The sequence below is a fragment of the Citrobacter sp. HN-141 genome (genome assembly GCF_033341895.1).
Lineage (GTDB): Bacteria > Pseudomonadota > Gammaproteobacteria > Enterobacterales > Enterobacteriaceae > Citrobacter.
In genome coordinates this window covers 197963-220302 of the sequence record NZ_JAWPBF010000001.1, presented here as the reverse complement: position 1 = coordinate 220302, position 22340 = coordinate 197963, and the positions used below count along the sequence as shown (strand labels likewise).

At 52.1% G+C, this 22340-nt stretch carries 13 protein-coding genes, 1 tRNA gene and 2 pseudogenes; 10 read left to right on the top strand and 6 right to left on the bottom strand.

What is annotated here, in order from left to right; translation table 11 throughout:
- Positions 1 to 91: 91 nt before the first annotated feature.
- Positions 92 to 739, bottom strand: coding sequence for a nitrate/nitrite response regulator protein NarP (gene narP, locus RYZ59_RS01055; protein ID WP_202038243.1), 648 nt, complete (start codon positions 737 to 739; stop codon positions 92 to 94).
- 597 nt (positions 740 to 1336) lie between these two features.
- Here narP and RYZ59_RS01050 point away from each other — a divergent pair.
- From RYZ59_RS01050 to RYZ59_RS01035, 4 genes are all read left to right on the top strand, one after another.
- Positions 1337 to 2974, top strand: coding sequence for a ShlB/FhaC/HecB family hemolysin secretion/activation protein (locus RYZ59_RS01050; RefSeq protein ID WP_318044695.1), 1638 nt, complete (start codon positions 1337 to 1339; stop codon positions 2972 to 2974).
- Positions 2975 to 2986: 12 nt separating this feature from the next.
- The gene (locus RYZ59_RS01045; protein WP_318067330.1) at positions 2987 to 14830 is read left to right on the top strand and encodes a hemagglutinin repeat-containing protein; all 11844 of its coding nucleotides are present in this window, start codon (positions 2987 to 2989) and stop codon (positions 14828 to 14830) included.
- Positions 14830 to 15321 (top strand): lytic transglycosylase, encoded by a 492-nt coding sequence (locus RYZ59_RS01040; protein WP_202038244.1) that lies wholly within the window; start codon positions 14830 to 14832, stop codon positions 15319 to 15321. Before RYZ59_RS01045 ends, RYZ59_RS01040 begins: the two co-directional genes overlap by 1 nt.
- A 112-nt stretch (positions 15322 to 15433) precedes the next feature.
- Positions 15434 to 15790 carry a hypothetical protein gene (locus tag RYZ59_RS01035; protein ID WP_318048949.1) on the top strand — a complete coding sequence of 119 codons (357 nt, stop codon included), beginning with the start codon at positions 15434 to 15436 and terminating at the stop codon, positions 15788 to 15790.
- Positions 15791 to 15860: 70 nt separating this feature from the next.
- Here the strand turns inward: RYZ59_RS01035 and RYZ59_RS01030 are convergent.
- A pseudogene (locus RYZ59_RS01030) lies at positions 15861 to 16082 on the bottom strand (IS5/IS1182 family transposase); the annotation flags it as partial.
- A 112-nt stretch (positions 16083 to 16194) separates the two neighbouring features.
- On the opposite strand from RYZ59_RS01030, the gene RYZ59_RS01025 reads away from it, so the two are divergent.
- The 4 genes and pseudogenes from RYZ59_RS01025 (at position 16195) to RYZ59_RS01010 (ending at position 17676) form a co-directional block, all read left to right on the top strand.
- Entirely contained in the window at positions 16195 to 16431 is a 237-nt protein-coding gene (locus RYZ59_RS01025; protein WP_318048961.1) for a deaminase, read from the top strand.
- 52 nt (positions 16432 to 16483) lie between these two features.
- The gene (locus tag RYZ59_RS01020; protein WP_411961636.1) at positions 16484 to 16816 is read left to right on the top strand and encodes a DUF6911 family protein; all 333 of its coding nucleotides are present in this window, start codon (positions 16484 to 16486) and stop codon (positions 16814 to 16816) included.
- 99 nt (positions 16817 to 16915) lie between these two features.
- Positions 16916 to 17212: pseudogene (locus RYZ59_RS24675) on the top strand (VENN motif pre-toxin domain-containing protein); the annotation flags it as partial.
- 245 nt (positions 17213 to 17457) lie between these two features.
- Positions 17458 to 17676 carry a hypothetical protein gene (locus RYZ59_RS01010; protein WP_137384099.1) on the top strand — a complete coding sequence of 73 codons (219 nt, stop codon included), beginning with the start codon at positions 17458 to 17460 and terminating at the stop codon, positions 17674 to 17676.
- Between the two features lie 274 nt (positions 17677 to 17950).
- Here the strand turns inward: RYZ59_RS01010 and RYZ59_RS01005 are convergent.
- The 3 genes from RYZ59_RS01005 to RYZ59_RS00995 form a co-directional block, all read right to left on the bottom strand.
- A tRNA-Pro gene (locus RYZ59_RS01005) sits at positions 17951 to 18027 on the bottom strand.
- 75 nt (positions 18028 to 18102) lie between these two features.
- Complete coding sequence (yejM, locus tag RYZ59_RS01000; protein ID WP_137384098.1) at positions 18103 to 19863, bottom strand: LPS biosynthesis-modulating metalloenzyme YejM; 1761 nt, start codon at positions 19861 to 19863, stop codon at positions 18103 to 18105.
- A gap of 31 nt (positions 19864 to 19894) precedes the next feature.
- On the bottom strand, positions 19895 to 20122 hold the full coding sequence (locus RYZ59_RS00995) for a YejL family protein (protein WP_003027506.1): 228 nt from the start codon (positions 20120 to 20122) through the stop codon (positions 19895 to 19897).
- Between the two features lie 134 nt (positions 20123 to 20256).
- Between RYZ59_RS00995 and yejK the strand changes: the two genes are divergently transcribed.
- Positions 20257 to 21264 (top strand): nucleoid-associated protein YejK, encoded by a 1008-nt coding sequence (gene yejK, locus RYZ59_RS00990; RefSeq protein ID WP_005129293.1) that lies wholly within the window; start codon positions 20257 to 20259, stop codon positions 21262 to 21264.
- Between the two features lie 27 nt (positions 21265 to 21291).
- Positions 21292 to 21912: a hypothetical protein gene (locus tag RYZ59_RS00985; protein ID WP_318048941.1), complete on the top strand. Its 621-nt coding sequence runs from the start codon at positions 21292 to 21294 to the stop codon at positions 21910 to 21912.
- A gap of 108 nt (positions 21913 to 22020) precedes the next feature.
- Here the strand turns inward: RYZ59_RS00985 and rplY are convergent, their stop codons facing one another.
- Positions 22021 to 22305, bottom strand: a complete 285-nt coding sequence (gene rplY, locus RYZ59_RS00980; protein ID WP_137384097.1) for a 50S ribosomal protein L25 — start codon at positions 22303 to 22305, stop codon at positions 22021 to 22023.
- Positions 22306 to 22340: the final 35 nt, after the last annotated feature.

Below are 22340 nucleotides of genomic sequence, written 5' to 3'. Positions count from 1 at the left end.
TCAGATTGCCCGATGGCGCGCAGCTTTCGGGCCTGTGTGGGTCTTGTAGGCCGGATAAGACGCTGCGGCGTCGCATCCGGCATCTTATTGATTACTGCATTCCGCGTGTTTGCAAAAACAGGATGGTGGCGGCAACGCGAGAGCGGACGTTAAGTTTACGCAGCAGGTTGCGGATATGCACTTTCACCGTTTGCTCGGAAATATTCAGTACAGATGCTATCTGTTTATTCGATAATCCCTGAGCCAGCTCATGTAACACATCCAGCTCGCGTTCGGTGAGTACGCTGAACGGATCTTCCTCAGCGCCAAACAGTTCCCGTTCCCGCAGATAATCGCTGACGCGTTGGCTAAAGGCTTTACCTCCTTTTGCACCAGCGCGAATGGCTTCCAGCAGAACTTCAGGATCGCTGTCTTTCAGCAAATAGCCATCTGCGCCGGCATCAATCAGGGCGTACACATCGCTGGCGGCATCCGAAACGGTAAGAATAATAATTTGCGCAGTAACGCCGTCCCGACGTAGCGCATTCAGGGTGTCCAGTCCGCTCATGCCTTTCATATTGAGATCGAGCAGGATCACATCAAGATCCAGACGGTTTGCCAGATCGATAGCGCTCGCGCCATCGCCGGCTTCAGCGACAACATCGAATGCGGTATCCAGTTGTAATAATTGACTAATTCCTCGCCGCATGAGTGGGTGGTCATCAACGATCATCACCTTAAAAGGTGTTAATTCAGGCATCTTCTTCTCCTGAGTACTCTTAATTTCGTTATATTCCGGGGCATGGGATAATCCTGATTTATCACGTAGATGATAAGGCAACGTGACCTTACTTTTTACAGGTGCAAATAGTATATCCTGACTCAAAAAGCTCTCATTGGAATTTTTACAAAGAAAACTCTTTATGATTTGAATCAAGGTGGTGGCGGTTTGCGAGACGAAAGAATTCTCGATTTGCTGTTTGACAACATTGATTAAATATCAACATTAACAAGTGGCAATAATAAGCAATGTTGATATTGAAGGTGCAAGCAGCTGGAAGAGAACTCCGCAGACGTCACCCAGGCGGCACGACGTGCGCGACATACTCATCCCAGCGCTCTTTATGCAAATGGGCGACTAGCGATGGGATTGGGCCAATAGAGTAAGCGTAATTTAACTTAAGAATATAAAAAATCCTAAAATGCAATAGTAATAAAGTGAAAGAGCATTTATTGCCTTTACTTTTGTTTGCATTTTGTGCTTTTTTGGCAAGGAGCGCACAGCTAAGTTCGGTTTCGTACTTTGGGGGATAGGGTGAAGTTCAGGGATGAAAGAAAGTTGGCATTACTGATTGGGATGTTAGTTTTGCCGTTCACCACGGTTTCTGCCGCACCACTCTCTCCTGCGGATCGTAATACCATTCAGCAGCAGCAACAGCAGCTACTTAATGAAAACCAGCGCCAGCGTGAAGAGCTGGAGCGTAGCGTTACGCTGCCCGAAGCCGTCACGTCGAAAACGCCAGCCCCGACTGAAGGGCCGTGTTTTATGATTTCGCGCATTGATATTGACGGCGCAACGACGTTGTCCGCCGCTGCCTCGGCAAAGCTTACCGCGCCGTGGGTGAATCAATGCCTGGATATTCCTCGCCTGACGGAACTGACAAACGCAATTTCCGACTGGTATATCAGCCGAGGTTACATCACCAGTCGTGCCTTTTTAACCGAACAGGATCTCTCCTCTGGGGTGCTGCACATTGCGGTGCTTGAGGGAAAATTGCAGCAAATACGTCTGGAAGGTGTCCCATCGCGCACGCTGAAAATGATCTTTCCGGGGCTGGAAGGAAAGATTCTCAATCTGCGTGACATTGAACAGGGTATGGAGCAGTTGAACCGGGTTCGCCAGACGCCGGTGGAAATTGAAATTTTGCCGGGCAGCCAGCAGGGGTTATCAATAGTTAATCTGAGCGCCACGCCTGAATTCCCCGTTAACGGTTCCGTCAGTTTTGATAACAGCGGACAAAAGAGTACCGGTACCGGACAACTGAGCGGGGCATTATTTTTCAATAATATGCTTGGGCTGGCGGATAAATGGTTTATCAGCGGCGGGCGTAGCAGCGATTTTTCCAGCAGTAAAGATGCGCAGAACGTTGCTGCTGGCGTGAGTGTTCCTTACGGCTACGGATTGCTGGATTACAGCTACAGCTGGAGTAACTACCTCAGCACCATTGATAACAATGGCTATGCCTGGCGCTCCACCGGTGACAGCGAAACCCATCGTCTGACCGGCTCCTGGGTTTTGTTTCGCAACGGTGAGAGCAAAACCGCAGTATCGCTGGGTCTCACGCATCGAATCAATCGTAACAGATTGAATGATGTCCTGCTGGAAACCAGTAGCCGCAAGCTTTCCAGCGTTTCGCTGGGTATCAACCATACGCAAAAAATTGCTTCCGGCGTTGCGACGTTTAACCCCTCATTCACCCAGGGCGTGCCGTGGTTTGGCGCAGAGGATGACAATGATAAACAGGGTGATGTGCCAAAGGCAGAATTTCGCAAGTGGAGCGTCAGCGGCAGTTTTCAGCGCCCGCTGACAGAAAAACTGTGGTGGCTGAGCAGCCTCTATTTTCAATGGTCACCGGACCGCCTTTACGGCAGCGAACGCCTGACGCTGGGCGGTGAAACATCGGTACGTGGCTATAAAGAACAATACATTTCAGGAGATAACGGCGGCTACTGGCGCAACGAAGTGAATTACTCTCTGTTTACGCTGCCGGTGTTGGGACAGATTGGCGCGATAGCGGCATTCGACGGCGGCTGGCTGAAACAAGATAGCGTTGACAGGTATGCCTCCGGCACGTTGTGGGGGGCCGCGCTGGGATTAACCAGCTCAGGGCGCTGGTTCTCCAGTCAGTTTACCGTAGGAACGCCAGTGAATTATCCGGACTGGCTGGCACCGGATCATCTCAATGTGTATTACCGCGTTGCGGTGGCATTTTAAGGAACAAGGATGATGAAAAAGGATCAGGTGCGTTTCTCCCAGCGTTTGCTAAGTGGCATGTTGAGTTTCCTGCTGGCTACCCAACCGCTGCTCCCGGCGATGGCTGCTGCCATCACGCCTGAAGGCAATACGCAGATGGATAAAGCCGCCAATGGTGTTCCGGTGGTGAATATTGCCACGCCGAACCAGTCCGGGATTTCACACAACAAATATAACGACTACAACGTGGGAAAAGAGGGGCTGATCCTCAACAACGCGACCGGGCAATTTACCCAAACCCAGCTCGGCGGCATCGTCCAGAATAACCCGAACCTGCGTCCCGGAAAGGAAGCGTCAGGGATCATCAACGAAGTTACCGGCGCTAACCGTTCGCAGCTACAGGGCTATACCGAAGTCGCGGGGAAAGCCGCCAACGTCATGGTCGCCAACCCCTACGGTATTACCTGTAACGGGTGCGGATTTATCAACACGCCTAACGCCACCCTGACTACCGGTAAACCGGTGCTGGATGCTAACGGTAACCTGCAGTCACTGGATGTGAGCAAAGGCAGCATTACCATTGAAGGCAAAGGGCTGGATGGTAGTCAGAGCGATGCGGTGTCAATTATTGCCCGCGCCACGGAAATTAACGCTGCGCTACACGCCAAAGATTTGACGGTTATCGCTGGGGCGAATCGCGTCGCGGCGAATGGTCAGACGAGCCCGCTGAATGGCGAAGGGGAAGCACCGAAAATTGCGGTAGACACCGGCGCATTAGGTGGGATGTACGCTAACCGTATTCATTTGGTCTCCAGCGAGAAAGGGCTGGGAGTCAATCTCGGGAATCTGAATGCCCGCCAGGGTGATATCACCCTCAATGCTAACGGGAAATTAACGATTGGCAACACTCTGGCAAACGGTGGTCTTTCCGCCAGTGGCGAAGGCGTCACGTTGACCGGCAACCATAAGACCGCAAGCGGGATGGCCATCAACAGCACCGGGGCGTTAGCGCTACAAGGTGCAAATCTCTCCAGTGGCGCAGGCGTGCAGTTGGGTAGCGATGGCAAGATGACGATCGAGGGGGGCGGAGTTGCTGCAGCTGGAAAGTTGCAGATTACGGCTAAACAGGATGTCGCCATTGCCGCAACCACTCTGGTTAGCCAAAAAAACACTTCATTGCGTAGTGACGGTTCGCTGACAATCACCGACGGTAGCCTGACCAGTAAAGAAAAACTGGATGTCGCGAGTACTAATGGGCTGACGCTGACCCATTCCACGCTGGGGAGTGATGCTGATGTTAGCCTTAACAGTCACGGCAACCTGTCGGCTAAAGGGGGATTGCTCTCTGCAGGTAACGGACTCACGCTGAAGGCGCAGCACATAGCACTGGATAACGCCAGTCGGGCCGATGCGAAAGGAGCATTAAGCCTGGCCGGTAGCGAAATGAACAACCAGGGACAGGTCAATGCGGGAGGCGCATTGTCTCTTTCCGGTGTCCACCTCGTGAATGGTGGTCAACTGGCGGCAAACGGCAGTCTTGATGCTTCTGTCAGCAGTCTTAGCAACACAGGTCTGATGCAGGGTAACAGCGTATCGGTCCATAGCGGGTCGCTGGATAATAAGGGCACGCTGGCGAGCGGGAGCCAGCTTTCAGTACAGACAACAACGCTGAATCAACAGGGCACCCTCAGCGCGAAAAACGATGCGGATATCCGGGCGGATGCCACGCTGCGTAATAGTGGAAAGTTGCTCTCTGATGGCACTCTAACGGTGCAGGCCGCGTCAGTTGAACAATATGGCGTTCTCTCTGGCAACCGGGGGGTGACAGTCAATGCTGAAAACCTTACCGCCGCGAAAGATTCGCTGATCGCCGGACAACAGGGCATACAGTTAAACGCTGCGCAAAACCTGAACCTGAACGGTCAGGTTAATGCCGCTGGTGCGCTTAACGTAGGCGCAAAGCAGCTGACTACCGGCAAGGACGGTCATCTGCAGAGCGGTCTGGACCTTGCGATTACCGGCAACCGCATCACACTGGACGGTGTACAGGCGGCAAAAGGTTCGCTGGACGTAACGGCGGACAGGCTCAGTCATCGCGGAAAATCCACCGGCACACGCGTTGGTTTCAGCGCGCAGCAGTCAGTTGATAACCAGGGTGAACTGCTGGCCGATACCCTGACGCTCAGCGCGGCGACGCTGACTCATAGCGGTAGCGCCAGCGCTGAACGCATCTCGATTATTGTACCTGAACTTCTCACCAGCAGCGGCTCTCTGGTAGCCGACACGTTAACGCTTCGCAGTCAGCATGTTGTGAACAGCGGCCTGATGCAGGGCAACGCGGCAATGGACCTGCAGATTGATACGTTAGATAACCTTAGCGGCGGCTCGCTCTATGCCCGGCGTTCTCTGGCGCTGGATATACCGTATCTGACCAACCATGGGCTGATTACCACCGACGGTTCATTGCACCTCAACGGTCGCCAGTTAGTTAACGGCGGAGAAATTAACGGCGTTAATCTGCAAAGTGAATATGCGACGGTAAAAAACGAAACTGCGGGGCGCCTGCTGGCGGACACGTCATTATCTGTTAACGGACAGCAGACAGATAACCTCGGACTCATGGCTGCTGATACGCTCGTGCTGAACAGTCAGGACGTGAATAACGACGGCAATGTGTTGTCGGTGGGTGAATTGAGCCTGAAGAATCAGACCCTGCACAACACCGGCTTGCTGCAGGGCGGCACGCTGAATCTGGAAGCAAATACGTGGCAAAACAGCGGTAATGCGTTAGGTGAAACGGGGGTAACGGCGACAATACACGACGCGTTCACTAACCAGGGCAAGGTACTCAGTCAACAAGGTATGACCGTGCATGCCGCCAGTGCGAATAACAGCGGAATGCTGGCGGCGAAGGTGCTGGCATTACACGGCGATCTCAGCAACAGTGGGATCCTGCAGGGGAATCAGGCGCTCGCCTGGGATGGCAATCGCTTCACTAACCTTGCGGGTGGGCAGGTAACCAGCGGCGAAGCGTTGCATCTTAGCGGAAAGCATATCGACAACGATGGCCAACTGGAGGCCCGTACGGCGGCGATTACGCTGGACATCCTGCGGAACGGCGGCAGCATTCAGGCACTGGATAGCCTGAAAATTAAGGCTAACGGGCGACTGGATAACCAGGGATCGCTGCGCAGTCTGAATCTGTTCGAACTGGCTGCAGCGCAGTTGTTTAACGACAAAACGATTGCAGCAAAGTCCCTTAGCATTTCCGCGCCGGAGCTTATGAATAACGGCACTGTGCAGGGTAATTCGGTGCTACAGCTTACCACCCGCAATCTGTTTAATGGTCAGCAGGGACAACTGGTTAGCGGCGCGGGGCTGGATTTAGGTCTCGATACGCTGGAAAACCACGGTCTGCTGCTGACGAATACCGACTTCACGCTGCGCGGCAACACATTAATTAACGGCGGTGATATTCAGGCCGATTCCCTGGACCTGGCGCTGGCAAACTCGGTTGAAAACCAGGGTAACCTGGTAGCGAAACAGGGGGCGTCGATAAACACCGCCTCTCTGGATAACCGCGGTATGCTGGCGGCGAAAAGTGTCACTCTGGATGGAAAATCCATCCGTAACAGCGGTCTGGTTCAGGGTAATGACAGTACCTCGGTTTCTGCGAATACCGTCACCACGGATGCCACAGGTAAATGGCTGGCCGGTAATGCGCTGTTGGTGCATACCGGTGCGATGGAAAACGCCGGCGTACTGCAGGGCGATGTCCTGACATTCACTGCCGGCTCGCTGAATAACAGCGGCGTGCTTAACGGTTTACATGGCCTGGAAGGCAAGCTATCCGGGCGACTTATCAACCCCGGACACATTCAAAGTGGCGGCGCACTGACGCTGACGGCTGATGATATCAACAGCGCCGGGCGTATTGCCGGTGACAGGCTGACACTTGCAGCCTCGACGTTAAACAATACAGGTCTGTGGCAGGGGACAAACGGACTGGCCCTGTCTGGTGATGTACTCACGACGGGCATAACGTCCCGTACGCTGAGCGGCGGCGCGTTGACCTTTGATGCCAGCAGTATAACGACGCAAGGAACGCTGCAGGGGCAGCAACTTACGCTGACCGCTGATGACTGGCTGCACAAAGGCTCGCTGATAAGCCTGGGTAATCTGACGGCGACTGTAAACAACGGCCTTACCACGTCAGGCGACATGATGAGTCATGGCGGAATGTCACTGACCGCGCAGCAGCTTGATAACAGCGGAAAGCTGCTCAGCGAAAGCGACGTAACGCTCGACGGCGCACAGCTTGATAACAGCGGCACGGTACAGGGAAAGACCCTGACCCTGCAGCAAAACCGGATCCACAACCAGGGCACGCTGACCGGCCTGCAAAGCCTGACGCTGGAAGCACTTCAGCGTCTGATGGCGCGCATGGCGATGGCTTCACCGCAACAGGAATTGATTAACGCAGCAGGTGGTTCACTACTGACGCAGGGTACGCTGAAACTCACTTCTGGCGATGTGACGAATAATGGCACATGGCAGGGGCAGTCGATTCTGCTCAATGCACAAACGCTGACAAACAATGGGGCAATACACAGCGCCGACGCCCTGCAGCTTACGCTCGCGAATAACCTGACTTCCACAGCGGGCAGCAAAATTACCGCGCTGGGTAACGCGACGCTACAGGCGCTTTCTCTGACTAACTCCGGGCAATGGACGGCGAAAAATCTTACGCTGAAGGGGACAACCCTCGATAACAGCGCGGCAATTAGCGGCGTAAATGCGCTCACGCTTGCCATGAACGGCGCGGTCAGGCAGCAGAAAGCGGGCAGTATGCTGAGCGGTGGCGCGTTGGATCTGACTGCGGCGTCAGTCACCAACGAGGGCAAAATTCAGGGTGCGACGCTGGGCATGACGTCCGGCACATTGACCAACAGCGGACGCCTACAAGGGGATAATGGCGCAACGCTGTCGCTGAGCGGCGATTTGATAAACCAGGCTTCCGGGGAGATTGTCAGCCGTCAGGGGCTGACGCTTTCTACGCCAGTGCTGTCCAACTACGGTTTAATGCAGGGCGGTGGAGATACCCATCTTAACGCCACAACTCGCGCGCTCAATGACGGTAAACTGCTTTCCGGCGCGGGAATGACGCTGACCACGCCGCAGTATTCCGGCGCAGGCTGGTTACAAGCGACAAACCTCATTCTGAATGCGGCAACGGCCACTAATGGCGGGAACTGGCTGGCCGACAGCGCCACGCTTACCGGTAACAATTTTACCAACCAGGGAACGACACAGGCCGGTCAACTGGCAGTGAAATACACGCAGGTGACGAATAACGGTACGCTTTTGGGCAACTCGCAACTGAGTGTTAATGCCAGTCAGGTTAATCAGAATGCGGCAGGCAAACTGTTCAGCGGTGGCGATCTGTCTGTTGAAAGCCACGGGCTGGATGCGTTGGGGCAGGTGGTTGCGCTGGGTAATCTGACGCTGAAACTGGTGAATGGCTTTACTGCGCAAAGCGCGTTTGCCGCCGGTAAAACGCTGACCATGACCAGCGAAGGTGCTATCGACAACCGTAGCGTGCTTCAGGGGCAGTCGCTCAACCTGACGGCGGGCGGGCAGCTCAGCAATAACGGGCAAATCACAACGGGCAACGGTGCGAGCCACCTCAGCGGCAGCAACGTGGCGCTCAATGCCGCCGGAACGTTACAGGGCGGTGGCGATATTACGCTGACCAGTCGCGGTAATATTTCAGTCGATGGTTTCACCGGCACGCGTGGTTCTCTGACGCTCAATGCGCCTGGCGCTATCGTTAATACGGCGCTGTTGTACGCGGCAAATAATCTGGCGCTTTATGCCAACACCATTACCAACCAGCGCGGCGATATCCTCGCAGGCAACAATCTGTGGATGCAGCGAGATGCGGCGGGAAATGCCAACAGCGAAGTGGTCAACACCTCCGGCAATATCGAAACCCAGAATGGTGATATCACCATCAAAACCGGGCATCTGCTGAACCAGCGGGATGGGTTGACGATTAACCAGTCCGATAAAAACTATCCGGATGCTGTTCCTGCTCGGGATAAGTATCCTGCTTACTCCAGCTCTCTGGGTCAATATGCGGATTTTGCTGTCAGTCTGAACGAGTGGATTGACCGGGGTGATAATGTCGTCTGGAAGGAGTGGGAGCAGTGTACCGGTGGTAAGAATGACAACTGCCGGACAGGTGTTTCTTACCTTCTTACAGGTAATGATATCCGTCAGTTTGTACAGAGTGAGTCGGTTGTCACGGTCTCTGTAACGGGGGGGGCAGCCCGTATTGTGGCCGCCCGTGATATTATTGTTGATGCCGTTAACCTGGATAATCGCGCCAGCCAGATACTGGCTGGACGCAATGCAGGGCTTACCGGAGAAACACTGAATAATCTCTCCGCTGAGAGCGGGCGGCGAGTAACTTATATTCAGGCAGAGTATCGTTGTGAATGGTTCAGCAATGAGTGCGGCAGTGAGGATTGGCGTCCACTTTCTGGTGAGGGGGATAAATGGTACTGGTGGCGGGACAAAGAACGTGGCAGGACATCGGTCTCCTATATCCTGGGTGAAAGAAAAACTGAGTTTGTCGCTGATGGTGATGCTTATCGTGCAGTGATAAGCGCTGCTGGCAATATCAGTGCGACATTCACTCATAACATTAGTAATACCAATACAACAGCAAACAGTGGAGTCGGCACCACTATTTCTGTGCCAACCCTCAACACCCTCAGCAACCAAACCCTCAGTAATGGGGTGCAAAAGCAGGCGCTGGCAGGCAATGACACGGTGAGCGTCAGTTCCCCACAGTGGAACGATCGACTGCATGACGCATTGCAGCAGATTAACGGCGGCGGCACGCTGGAAAGCGATGGCGTATCAGACGCCACGCTCAGCTCTGTTTCTACCACGCAGAAAGGGGATGCCAGCCTCGGCCAACTGAATGGCCTGATTAACCCAGGCGAGAAGGGCGTGAATACTGCCGGGCAAAATCAGGGCAAAACGGTGGATACCAGCGTGTATCCGTTGCCTTCCGGAAAGAACGGCTATTTCGTTGTCTCCGACGATCCGAAAAGCCCGTACCTGATCAACGTCAACCCGAAACTGAATGGTCTTGGTCAACTCGATCCCAGCCTGTTTGGTGATTTGAATGCCATGCTGGGTATCAAACCGGGCGAAGCGCCGCGTGAAACTAACGTTGCGTATACCGATCAAAACCAGTTTCTGGGATCGGCCTATATGCTCGATCGTCTCAAACTGAACCCGGAATATGACTACCGTTTCCTCGGTGATGCGGCGTTCGATACCCGCTATGTCAGTAACGCTATGCTGAATAAGACGGGAAGTCGTTACATCAACGGTATAGGTTCTGATCTTGACCAGATGCGTTATCTGATGGACAGCGCTGCCAGTACCCAGCAGTCGCTGGGGCTGAAATTTGGGGTGGCCCTGACGGCCGATCAGATAGCGTCCCTTGAGCACAGCATGCTGTGGTGGGAAGCCGCGACCGTCAACGGTGAGACGGTCATGATACCGAAGCTGTATCTCTCGCCGAAAGATATCACGGTGAACAACGGTAGCGTCATTGCCGGGAATAATGTTCAGCTTACCAGTGGGAATATCACCAACGCTGGCAGTACGCTGCTGGCGAGAAACGATCTCACTCTCGACAGTCAGAACAGCATCAGCAACCTTAACAATAGTCTGATGCAGGCCGGGGGCAACCTTGCGCTGAATGCGATTGGTGATATCAACAACGTCAGCTCCGCCATCAGCGGAAAAACGGTGACGCTGGAAAGCCTCGGCGGCAACATCAATAACCTGACGCTGGCGGAGCAGATTGATGTGAGTGCCAGGGACAAATACCGCAATGTGAGCTTTAAAGATACGTTGCTGGGTTCTGTGGCGTCCATTACCGCGCAGGACGGATTGTCGCTCTCGGCAGGCAAGGATATCACCGTTACTGGCGCGAATCTCTCTGCGGGTGGCTCATTGCTGATGGATGCGTGGGGAGATATTGCGGTAAATGCCAACCAGATTAACGATGCCCGGAGCCATTCCGGACGCAGGGTCACTGAGACCGGTCGTTCGTCGGTGGACTGGCAGGGGAGCACCATCAGCGCGGGCGGTAACCTCGGTATCAATGCCGGGAATAACCTCAACGTCACCGCCAGCAATGTTAACGCGGGGGGGAATGCTCAGCTTACAGCGGGTAACGATCTCAATCTGAATGCGGCCACCACTCAGCAGAATAGCCGTAACGGCGGCAGTGAATCGCACAGCACCGGGCTTTCCCGTACCACCGTCTCAGCGGGTGACAATCTGGTGTTGAAAGCGGGTCAGGATATTAATTCTCACGCGGCCGGGCTGGCAGCGGAAAATGATGTGGGTCTGCTGGCCGGGCGTGATGTCAACCTGCTGGCTGAAGCAACGACCGACGGCGACAGCTATCGTGCGAAGAAGAAAACCGTGGTCAATGACGCCGTACGCCAGCAGGGGACGGAAATTGCCAGCGGTGGCGACTCGGTCATAATCGCCGGGCGCGATGTGAGTGCGCAGGCAGCGGATGTTACGGCGCAGGGCGATATCGGTGTCACGGCAGGCCGGGATGTGAATCTCACGACTGCCACAGAGAGCGATTATCACTACCAGGAAACCACGAAAACCAAAAAAGGATTCCTCAGTAAAAAGACTACCCATACGATTGAAGAAGACAGTGCTACGCGGGAAAAAGGTGCGTTGCTGAGCGGGGACAATGTGACTGTCGCCGCCGGGAATAACATTCTGGTACAGGGCTCAGCCGTTGCCGGTGACGGCAATGTGGCGCTGGGGGCTGGCAACAATGTGGATATCGTTGCCGCCACCAATACGGATACCTCATGGCGCTTTAAAGAGACGAAAAAGAGCGGGCTGATGGGGTCGGGCGGGATCGGCTTCACCATCGGTAGCAGTAAAACGACGCACGATCTGCGCGAAAAAGGCACCACCCAAAGCGAGAGCTTCAGTACGGTCGGTTCTACGGGGGGCAACGTCAGTATCACCGCAGGCCAGCAGGCACATATCGGCGGCGCGGATATTATCGCCCAGAAAGATATTGCTGTTCGCGGCGATAGTGTACTTATTGAACCGGGACACGACAAACGCACCCGTGATGAGAAGTTTGAACAGAAAACCAGCGGACTGACGGTGGCGTTGTCAGGGGCTGTGGGCAGTGCGGTGAACAGCGCGGTTTCAGCAGCGCAGGATGCGAAAGATGAGAGTGACGATCGTCTTGCGGCTCTGAAGGCAACGAAAGCGGCGCTTTCCGGCGTGCAGGCTGCGCAGGGGGTTGCAGTTGCTCAGGCCGGCGGCGATCCGAATAACGGTATAGGCGTCAGCATTTCTCTGACTTCCCAGAAATCAAAGTCTGAGCAGCATGCCCGGAGTGATACTGTGGCAGGCAGCACCCTGAATGCAGGCAACAATCTGGCTATTACGGCGACGGGTAAAGGTCAGAGCGGGAACAGCGGCGATATTCTGATCGGCGGCAGCCAGATAAAGGCGGGTGGGGACACCGCGCTTGCAGCAGCGAATGATATCGTACTGAGCGGTGCGGCAAACACTCAACAGACAACCGGGAAAAATAGCAGCAGCGGCGGCGGTGTAGGGGTCAGCATTGGCGGAGGAACCAATGGCTATGGTATCAGCGTCTTCGCCAACGTGAATGCGGCAAAAGGACATGAGAAGGGTAACGGCACGGCGTGGACGGAGACCACGCTGGACAGCGGTGGCATAGTATCGATGACCAGTGGTCGCGATGCCCTTCTGAATGGCGCGCAGGTCAGCGGCGATAAAGTGGTCGCGGATATTGGTCGAGACCTGTGGATGAGCAGCCAGCAGGACAGCAACGACTACAAATCGAAGCAGAACAGCGTAGCGGCAGGCGGCAGTTTTACCTTCGGTAGCATGACCGGTTCGGGCTATATCAGCGCCAGCCAGGACAAGATGAAAAGCACTTATGACTCGGTTCAGGAGCAGACAGGGCTTTTTGCGGGCGATGGCGGATTTGATGTGGCGGTGGGACGTCACACGCAACTGGACGGTGCGGTAATCGCTTCGACGGCAACGGGGGACAAAAACAGCCTGTATACCGGAACGCTGGGGTTCAGGGACATTCATAACGAAGCGGACTTTAAGGTCAGTCATTCAGGCGTCAGCCTGAGCGGCGGCGGTTCTTTTGGCGGCGACACGTTCAAAGGCAATATGCCCGGCGGGATGATATCAGCGGGTGGCAACAGCGGGCATGCGGAAGGAACTACGCAGGCGGCGGTAGCGAAAGGATCAATTACAGTTCGTGATACAGCGAACCAGCAGCAGGATGTATCCGGTCTGAGCCGTGATACGGAACATGCGAACGACAGCATCAGCCCGATTTTTGACAAAGAGAAAGAGCAGAAGCGGCTGCAGACGGTAAGTCTCATCAGTGATATTGGCGGTCAGGCAGCGGATATTGCCAGAACACAGGGAGAGATAAATGCGCTGAAAGAGGCGCGCAGGGACAATCCGAATCTGCCTGCGGATAAGCTGAAAGATACGCCGAAGTATAAGGAAGAACTGGCGAAGTATGGCACGGGCAGCGATATTCAGCGGGGGATTCAGGCGGCAACGGCGGCGCTTCAGGGGCTGGCTGGCGGTGATATGGTGGCCGCGCTGGCGGGGGCGTCAGCACCGGAGCTAGCGCATCTGCTTAAATCGACAGAGGGCAATACTGCGGTAAATGTTATTGCTCACGCGATACTGGGCGGCGCAGTGGCGGCGATGCAGGGAAACAGCGCGGCAGCGGGCGCAGCGGGTGCGGCAACGGGTGAACTTGCGGCCCGGGCGATTGCAGGTATGCTGTATCCTGATGTGACTGACCTGTCGCAACTGAGTGAGGATCAGAAGCAGACCATCAGCACGCTGGCAACGATATCAGCAGGGATGGCCGGTGGTCTGTCGGGCGATAGCACGGCGTCGGCGGCTGCCGGGGCGCAGGCCGGGAAAAATGCGGTTGAGAATAACCTGCTGGGTGGTGGAACAGAGGACGGGCAGGTAAAAGCGGCGCAGGAGCATGCGAAAAATATCATGTCCTGCAGCACTGCCCCCGGTAGTGCCTCTTGTCAAAAAGGGCTGGCGATGCAGGATGCGCTGATGGTAGCTCTGCCAGCCGGGCTTGGTGGCGGTTTACTGGCTGCAGCTACCCCTGAACTGGCCGCAGCAGCACAGGCGGTGCTGGCAGGGTGTCAATCGGCAGCGATACTTTGCCTGAATCAGGCGGGGATCCTGACTGCTGAAGTTGCAACGCCAGGCGGCGTGGGTGCAGCGGGGATCCTTACCGTCGGTAAGAATGCAGCAGAGATTGCAGCAGCAAAAGCTGAGGTTACAACGGTGAGTTCTGCGAAGCCAGGCTGGTTGCAGAATGTTCAGGCCGGAAATAAGTTTAACGCAGAACAGTCTAAAAATTATCCGTATAATGAACTGTATGTAAACAAACCCAACGGAAACGGCTATTATCGTGTGGATTCATATAACCCGGCAACAGGTGAGATAGTGTCTCGTAAGTTCACACAATTTGCTGATATTACAGAGGCTACGGCGACCAGTTACATCCGGGAAGCTGTGAATAAATATCCTGCCGGTGCTACAATCGCAAATGTTCCTTCCAGTGGTAAGTTGGCTGGAAGCCAGATGGAAGGGAGTAACATCTTGGAGGTGCCACCTCAGATGAAACCAATTCCACAATCAGTTCTTAATGCGGCTAAGCAAGCTGATGTCATAATCCGAGATACTAACGGGAAGGTTTACAAATAATGGATAAGGTTTTTTATTGTAAGAAATGGTCCGCTGGTTATAAAGAACCAATGAATCCGCTAAGCGAGAATGAAGCCAAAAAAAAACATTCTCACGGGATGCCATATACTGCACTTATCGGTTCTGATGTAAAACCATCACATGTTATTCAGGTCACAAAAAATGCTGGTTGGATTAGTGTCGGTTTTTTAGATGAAGAATTAAGAGAATATCTTCTTTATAGTTTTAAAGTTCTGGATGATGAGCGACTTTTTCTTTCAATGGCAGTTCACCGAGAGTTCGCCGAGATCGAAGGTGAAGGTGCTGGATTTATGAATGTTTCTAATGGTACGACTTATCTTTTTAAAGAAGATGGTAGTGCCGTGGTAAGGGAAGAACATTTTAATCCCTATAAACTGGGAGAGAGTCAAACAACGGTCGATGTGACGGGGAATTATGATCAGTTTCCCGAATTTGGAAAATATGACTCTTTGATTAGAAAAGAACGATAAAACTATTCAGCCACTTACAGATGCTTCTGAGGCGTGTGTCGTGGCATCACGTCTTCATAATGATACGGTTGTGGAGTAGCAGACTAAGTGTAACGGCCGGGCGGTAGCGTCTGTGGAGCCAAAAACGCTTAACAGCGCAAAAGTTGCCGTTCCAGAAATACAGCAGAGAAAACCGGTTATAATTTACGGAAAGGAAAGGGAAAAACTGTTATCGTCGCAGGGATGTGCACCGGAAAGAGTTGTTGTTGAGAATAATGCGCTGGGAGATAAGGATAAGAAACTTCCGATACTGGATATCCGTCCTGGCAGGCTGAAACCTGGAGTTGTGGATGCTGATGGAGACATTCAAGGGAATGGAATGTCAAAAGTTTCAATTCCTAAATCCCCCCCAAAACTACAGCCTTTTACAAACCCGCCTCAGGGACCTGTTATCCCTCAGGGTTGGGTTAGCCAGGTAGAACACCAGTAAGTACAATTTATTATCCACCAAATACTGACCCGGGCAGTCCAGGAAGCTCATATATTAGGCTGTGTCCCTTATTGCATAACTTCTTGTAAAAGAGCCGGATACAGCCCAATTTCACCATCGGCAGATAATTTCTCGCCGTTTTGTCGTAACGTGTGGCAATACGTCGGTATTCTTTTAACCGCCCAAAACACCGCACCACTACGTTGCGGTGGCGGTAAGTGTCACTGGCGAACCGTGAGCGCCCGTCCGAAGCCATTTTTTCATTAGATTTTCGCGGGATCTTCACTGATACCAATCAGGGTGCAAGACCATCCAACTTAGCAGATGTGAATAAGCCAACACTCATTGATGGAAGAATCCAAGCTAAAATAGATAAGCAAGGCAAGCCTCTTCCTAATGGAAATATGGCTACAGCTCATGCTGAAGTGGGCGTCATCCAACAAGCTTTTGAAAAGGGTATGTCTCAAGGGCGTGAGATGACAATGAGTGTATCTAAAGAGCCTGTATGTGGTTATTGTCGCGGTGATATAGCAGCTATGGCCGATAAAGCGGGGCTAAAATCTTTAACAATCTATGAAGAGACTACTGGGTCTGTCCTCTATTGGCAGCCGGGAATGAAATCTCTCAAGGCTAGGGATTAAAATGAATTTTAAAATGAGTTGGACGCTAAATTGAACTGGCGGAAATAAGCAGATTTCAAACTGGGATGATATATTAAATCAGTTGAAAAAACTTCAGGGAAAAAAAGGTTCCATAACTCTTGATACCCTAACCAGGGTGGATAGTGGAGGTGAAATGCTTCAGGTAAGAACAGAAAATAATTTTTACCTAATAACATTAGGTGAGATCTTCGAAGATGAATATCAGATAAGAAGTTACTGGGATCGCTCTAAACTTGATGCCGAAATGATGATACTTGGTGATTGTTGGCCTGAACGTCAGCTTACAAAAGACTTTGATATTGTTATCAGTGTTTTTAAGGAATTTTTTAATACTGGCAACGTATCAATGGAGCTTTTGAGCTAACACATAGATCCCGAGCATACGTCAGGATTTTTGATTTCACAGCTATAAGTTCTTTAACAGCGCTGGGAAAAGTGGATAACGGGGAGCAAAACCGCGTATCTGGCTGGCGGTGATATGGGGGCCGCGCTGGCGGGGGCGTCGGCACCACAGCTAGCGCATCTGCTTAAATCGACAGAGGGCAATACTGCGGTAAATGTTATTGCTCACGCGATACTGGGCGGCGCAGTGGCGGCGATGCAGGGAAACAGCGCGGCAGCGGGCGCAGCAACGGGAGAACTTGCGGCCCGGGCGATTGCAGGTATGCTGTATCCTGATGTGACTGACCTGTCGCAACTGAGTGAGGATCAGAAGCAGACCATCAGCACGCTGGCAACGATATCAGCAGGGATGGACGGTACAGGTTTTGGCTATAATATTGGTGCTTCAATTACTAATAAGTTTGAATCACAGTATATAAAAAATCAGCCAGGAATGGATGCCAGTAAGTATTCACTGAAATATTCGGAAAAGTCTATCGGATACGGTATATATCAGGGCAGTCACATGAGCCCATACCCTGGTATACTGGGTGGTTTTGGTGGTTCTGTAATCTCAGAATGGACTGGCAATGTGACGCAAAAAGAAGCTAATGGAGAGAGTAAATGAAACATCCTCTATTAGAACTTATTAAGTTGGTGTTTATACTGGCAGTTACGTTCTCTATTGGAATGGTTGCTAGTACCTGGCTGATCAGTAAAGGAGAGGTTCCCTTTTCGGAATATATCTTAGCTGGAAAAATTGGTGCAATTGTTGGTGTATGGGGAGGGGCAGGAGTTTGGCTACTGCTCTATTTACAAGTACTAAAATATAATCGTAAGTAGTTGTTGTTGAGAATAATTTCCTTTGTGCAACATCTTCAGACAAACTTGATAAGGCCGTTGAGAAAATTAAGAACGGTGATAAGTCATTAGCAACTGCTAATGACTTATCAAGCTGGAGAATGCCGATAAACGTAGCGATGCACTGGTCCCTAAATTCACCAAAGATCCTTCACAGATGCACCGGGTTTTTTCCCCGATAATTCCCCATTGCTTCCCCGTACAGAAAACAGGCATAAAAAAACCAACCACAAGGGTTGGTTTTTTTTGGAATTTTTGGTCGGCACGAGAGGATTTGAACCTCCGACCCCTGACACCCCATGACAGTGCGCTACCAGGCTGCGCTACGTGCCGACACTTATGGCTGCTAATACTACTGCTTTCCACCACGAATGCAAGAGGATGGACTGCTAACTGATTTATAATTAATCAGTTAGCGATAAATCGTTTCTCATCCGTCAGCACTTGCAGCAGCAAACTCAGCTGCGGTTTCTGATCTTTAATTTTCTCGCCGCGTAAATCATAGGTCTGGTAATTACCGTTGTTATTAAGCACCAGCGTCATCTCTGGTGTGGTAATGGCCATTGTGCTGCTGTCAGCTGCTGTGACCCAGTAATGGCGGCGTGTTGCATTAAACAAATCCTGACCCTGTGAGTACTCGCTTGCTGGGGTACTGACGTGGAGCAGGCGCTGCATCAGTGTTGTCATCAGGTCAGTATGATCGGTCAGGCTATTAATACGCTGCGCAGGTGTTCCCGGCCAGTGAATAACCAGAGGCACCTGTAGATGGCCACGCGACCAGGCGAAGTTATTCTCTTCCTGCGTCAGCGGCACGCCGCGGCCTGCGGTAATAATGACCACCGTATTGTTCAGCTTCCCGGAATCACGCAGTGCGCTGAGTATACGGTTGATGTTGGCATCCACATCTTGCGCCGCGCTGGCGTAGCGTTTGGCAAAATTCTTCTGGTTGCTGTCATCAAGGTTCGTTCCGTTAAAGGAAACCCATGAGAACCAGCGGTTATCATCTTGCGCATAGCGGCCCAGCCAGTTAATCCACTGGCTTGCAGTTTGTTGATCAGATTGCGTTTGCACGTTTGGCATCGAGAAGTCTGACAGCAATGCCTGGCGATACAGTGGGCTAGTGAAGCCATCAGAGGAGAACAATCCCAACTGATAACCTTGTTGATTCAGCGCAGAGATTAGCGCGGCAGGTGTTCGGGTCGACAAAATGCCGTCCATGTAGCTTGGCGAGACGCCATAAAACAGGCCAAAAATCCCGTTGTCGGCAGTATTTCCCGAACTCATGTGGCGCGTAAAGGAGATATTCTGTCCGGCAAATTCAGCCAGAGCAGGCATTTGCTGTTCAAAGCGCGAGTAATTCAGACCGTCAACGGTGATCAGCAGGACATTCTGACCCGTACCCATATCGCGGTAACGCAGCTCACTGAGCGGATACTGGACGGAGACCGCTTCCGGATTACCCTGTTCAATCAGGCGGCGCTGATACTCTTGCGCATCCAACAGACCGTGTTTTTCCAGAAACTTACGTGCGGTCATAGGATAGGAAAGTGGCAGGTTTGCACGCTGCATGGTAATCGGGCGATAGAAGTTGGCATCAGCCCAGATGTACACCACATGTGAGGCGATAAATGAAACGAAAAAGAATGCTGCTAACGGTTTGGCAAAATGGCGGCGACGCGTCAGGCTGCGCAGTTTCTGCCAGCTCCAGGTCGCAAACAGCATTTCGATTAGCAGAATGATTGGCACGCTGATAAACATCAGCTGCCAGTCGCGAGCCGCTTCATTCTGGTCAGGGTTAATGACCAGCTCCCAGACGATGGGATTGAGATGCAGGTGGAAGCGGGTGAACACTTCGCTGTCGATCAACAACAGCGTCATACCTGCTGTCGCCAGGATGGCTGATAAGAAGCGCATCAGCCTCTGGGACATGACGATAAACGTCAGAGGAAACAGAATTAGCAGATAGGTGGCAAACACCAGGAAGCTAAAATGCCCGACAACGCTCAGGTAAGAATAAACACGCCCTGCAAGCGTTGTCGGCCAGTCGGCGACAAACAGGTAACGGCTACCGAGTACCATGGCCAACAACATGTTGAACAGGGCAAACCAGTGCCCCCAGCTAACCATCTGGGAGACTTTCTCACGGTAGCGCTGATGATGAGTTACCATAAACTGTTGTTCGTTTCCCCGGAGCAGGCTCTTAGTGCGCTTGGTCGTCGTTTACCGAAGACTGCAATGCGCGGGCAAAAGAGTTCGCAATCGCCTGGCGCTGGGCCGGTGCGATGCTTGTATTGATAAGGTTAGTCACCATATTTCCCAAAACCATCAGGGAAAGATCGGTTGGTGCCTTATGTTTTTCCAGTACGTTGAGCATCTCATTCAGTAATTGTTCAACGTGTTCGTCACTATAGCGGGAAATTTGTGGCATAAATCGAAATCAGTCTGTTCATGAAAGGGCAACATATTACCGTAGAGACAGTTTTTTTTCTGCTTTTTTATCTTCTATTGCGTCACTGTCCGGCAGGTGGTTGAATACCGCCCGGTCTAAAAGGAGAGTTTATCATGAGTCTGGATATCAACCAGATTGCCCTGCACCAGCTTATCAAACGTGACGAGCAGAATCTTGAGCTGGTCTTGCGCGATTCATTACTGGAACCGACAGCGACGGTTGTCGAGATGATGGCTGAGTTGCACCGGGTGTATAGCGCCAAGAATAAAGCCTATGGCCTCTTTAGCGAAGAGAGCGAGCTGGCGCAAACGCTGCGCTTACAGCGCCAGGGTGAAGAGGATTTTCTGGCTTTTAGTCGTGCTGCGACGGGACGTCTGCGCGACGAACTGGCGAAATATCCTTTTGCCGACGGTGGTATCGTACTGTTCTGCCATTATCGCTATCTGGCGGTAGAGTATCTTCTGGTCGCGGTGCTGAATAATTTAAGCAGTATGCGCGTCAATGAAAATCTGGATATCAACCCGACACACTATCTGGATATCAATCATGCGGACATCGTCGCGCGTATTGATTTAACCGAGTGGGAAACCAACCCGGAGTCCACGCGATACCTGACGTTCCTGAAAGGGCGGGTCGGGCGTAAAGTTGCCGATTTCTTTATGGATTTCCTCGGCGCCAGCGAAGGTTTGAATGCCAAAGCGCAAAACCGTGGCCTGCTGCAGGCCGTGGACGACTTTACCGCTGAGGCGCAGCTCGATAAAGCTGAGCGTCAGAACGTGCGCCAGCAGGTCTACAGCTACTGTAACGAGCAGCTGCAGGCAGGCGAAGAGATCGAACTGGAGTCGCTGTCCAAAGAGCTTTCCGGCGTCAGTGAAGTCAGCTTTAGTGAATTTACCGCGGATAAAGGGTATGAGCTGGAAGAGAGCTTCCCGGCAGATCGCAGTACGCTGCGTCAGTTAACGAAATTTGCCGGAAGCGGCGGTGGATTGACGATTAACTTCGATGCCATGCTATTGGGCGAGCGTATTTTCTGGGACCCGGCGACAGACACCTTGACCATCAAAGGTACGCCGCCGAATCTGCGCGATCAGCTCCAGCGTCGCACGTCTGGCGGAAAATAAGGGCATACTACATAAAAGGACACAGTAGTGAGTAAAGGAATACGTCAGAAGCCGTCTGTTAATTTCAGTTTATTTCGGCAGGTTTTGTACGCTCACATTGTAACATTTTTGATGATGTTGATGCTTGGTATTGTGTTCACAGTTCTCTCGTTGGTACTGTTTTATACTCATGGTGCCAACTGGTTACTGATTTTGTTCATATGCCCACTGTTCTTATTTACTGGTTTGTTCATTACTGGATTTGCTTTTAAATCAACCTATTCCAGCATGAGTTACTATTACGATAAGGGGCAGTTGAAACGGTATGGACTCAATCTTGATGCTACTTTGACACATAAAGAGAAGGTGGAAATAAGCATCGATAATGCAAAGCGTCGAGTGCGTGTAGATGAACTGGAACTCCATGTCTTTTTTGATTTTCAGTTTGATAGCAAGACATGGAGCGGCGGCGACTTACTTACCAATGAAAAGGTATTTGATGCGTTGAATGAAGGGCAAACTATACCAATACGAATTTTGCCGTGGAAACCGGAAAGTGCCAGCGTTCGTCAACGGGCATTATTCAATCGGCTAAAAGGTATGATTACAGCAGCGGAAACTTCAGATCCTCGATTAGGGGAGGCGTTAATTGAATTTGACGAGATTTAAGAAAGCGGAAAAGCAAAGTGGGTTCTCGTTGCTCTTAATGTCGTCAAACTAAATTAAACGCATAAAAAAACCCCGCCGAGGCGGGGTTTTTCTTCAACTTGTTGGCGATTACGCGCGAACGAAGTCGATGTGGGACAGCTTCGGCTTGAACGGGTGACGCTGTACAGCCTGAGCTTTAACTTTAACTTCTTTACCGTCAACAACGAGGGTCAGAACTTCGCTGTAAAATTCAGCTTTAGCTTGCATGTTCATAACTGCATCGTGATCCAGTTCGATAGCAACCGGGGCTTCTGCGCCACCGTAGATGATTGCCGGGAACTTGTTAGCGGCACGCAGGCGGCGGCTCGCACCCTTACCCTGCTCTTTACGTACTTCAGCGTTGATAGTAAACATTTAAATCTCTCTTTAATAATTCCTGCTACAGGCGA

Excerpts from the sequence above, each read along its gene's own strand:
- narP (WP_202038243.1), bottom strand. The coding sequence starts at position 739 with ATGCCTGAATTAACACCTTTTAAGGTGATGATCGTTGATGACCACCCA.
- RYZ59_RS01050 (WP_318044695.1), top strand. The coding sequence starts at position 1,337 with ATGTTAGTTTTGCCGTTCACCACGGTTTCTGCCGCACCACTCTCTCCT.
- RYZ59_RS01045 (WP_318067330.1), top strand. The coding sequence starts at position 2,987 with ATGAAAAAGGATCAGGTGCGTTTCTCCCAGCGTTTGCTAAGTGGCATG.
- RYZ59_RS01040 (WP_202038244.1), top strand. The coding sequence starts at position 14,830 with ATGGATAAGGTTTTTTATTGTAAGAAATGGTCCGCTGGTTATAAAGAA.
- RYZ59_RS01025 (WP_318048961.1), top strand. The coding sequence starts at position 16,195 with ATGGCTACAGCTCATGCTGAAGTGGGCGTCATCCAACAAGCTTTTGAA.
- RYZ59_RS01010 (WP_137384099.1), top strand. The coding sequence starts at position 17,458 with ATGAAACATCCTCTATTAGAACTTATTAAGTTGGTGTTTATACTGGCA.
- yejM (WP_137384098.1), bottom strand. The coding sequence starts at position 19,863 with ATGGTAACTCATCATCAGCGCTACCGTGAGAAAGTCTCCCAGATGGTT.
- RYZ59_RS00995 (WP_003027506.1), bottom strand. The coding sequence starts at position 20,122 with ATGCCACAAATTTCCCGCTATAGTGACGAACACGTTGAACAATTACTG.
- yejK (WP_005129293.1), top strand. The coding sequence starts at position 20,257 with ATGAGTCTGGATATCAACCAGATTGCCCTGCACCAGCTTATCAAACGT.
- rplY (WP_137384097.1), bottom strand. The coding sequence starts at position 22,305 with ATGTTTACTATCAACGCTGAAGTACGTAAAGAGCAGGGTAAGGGTGCG.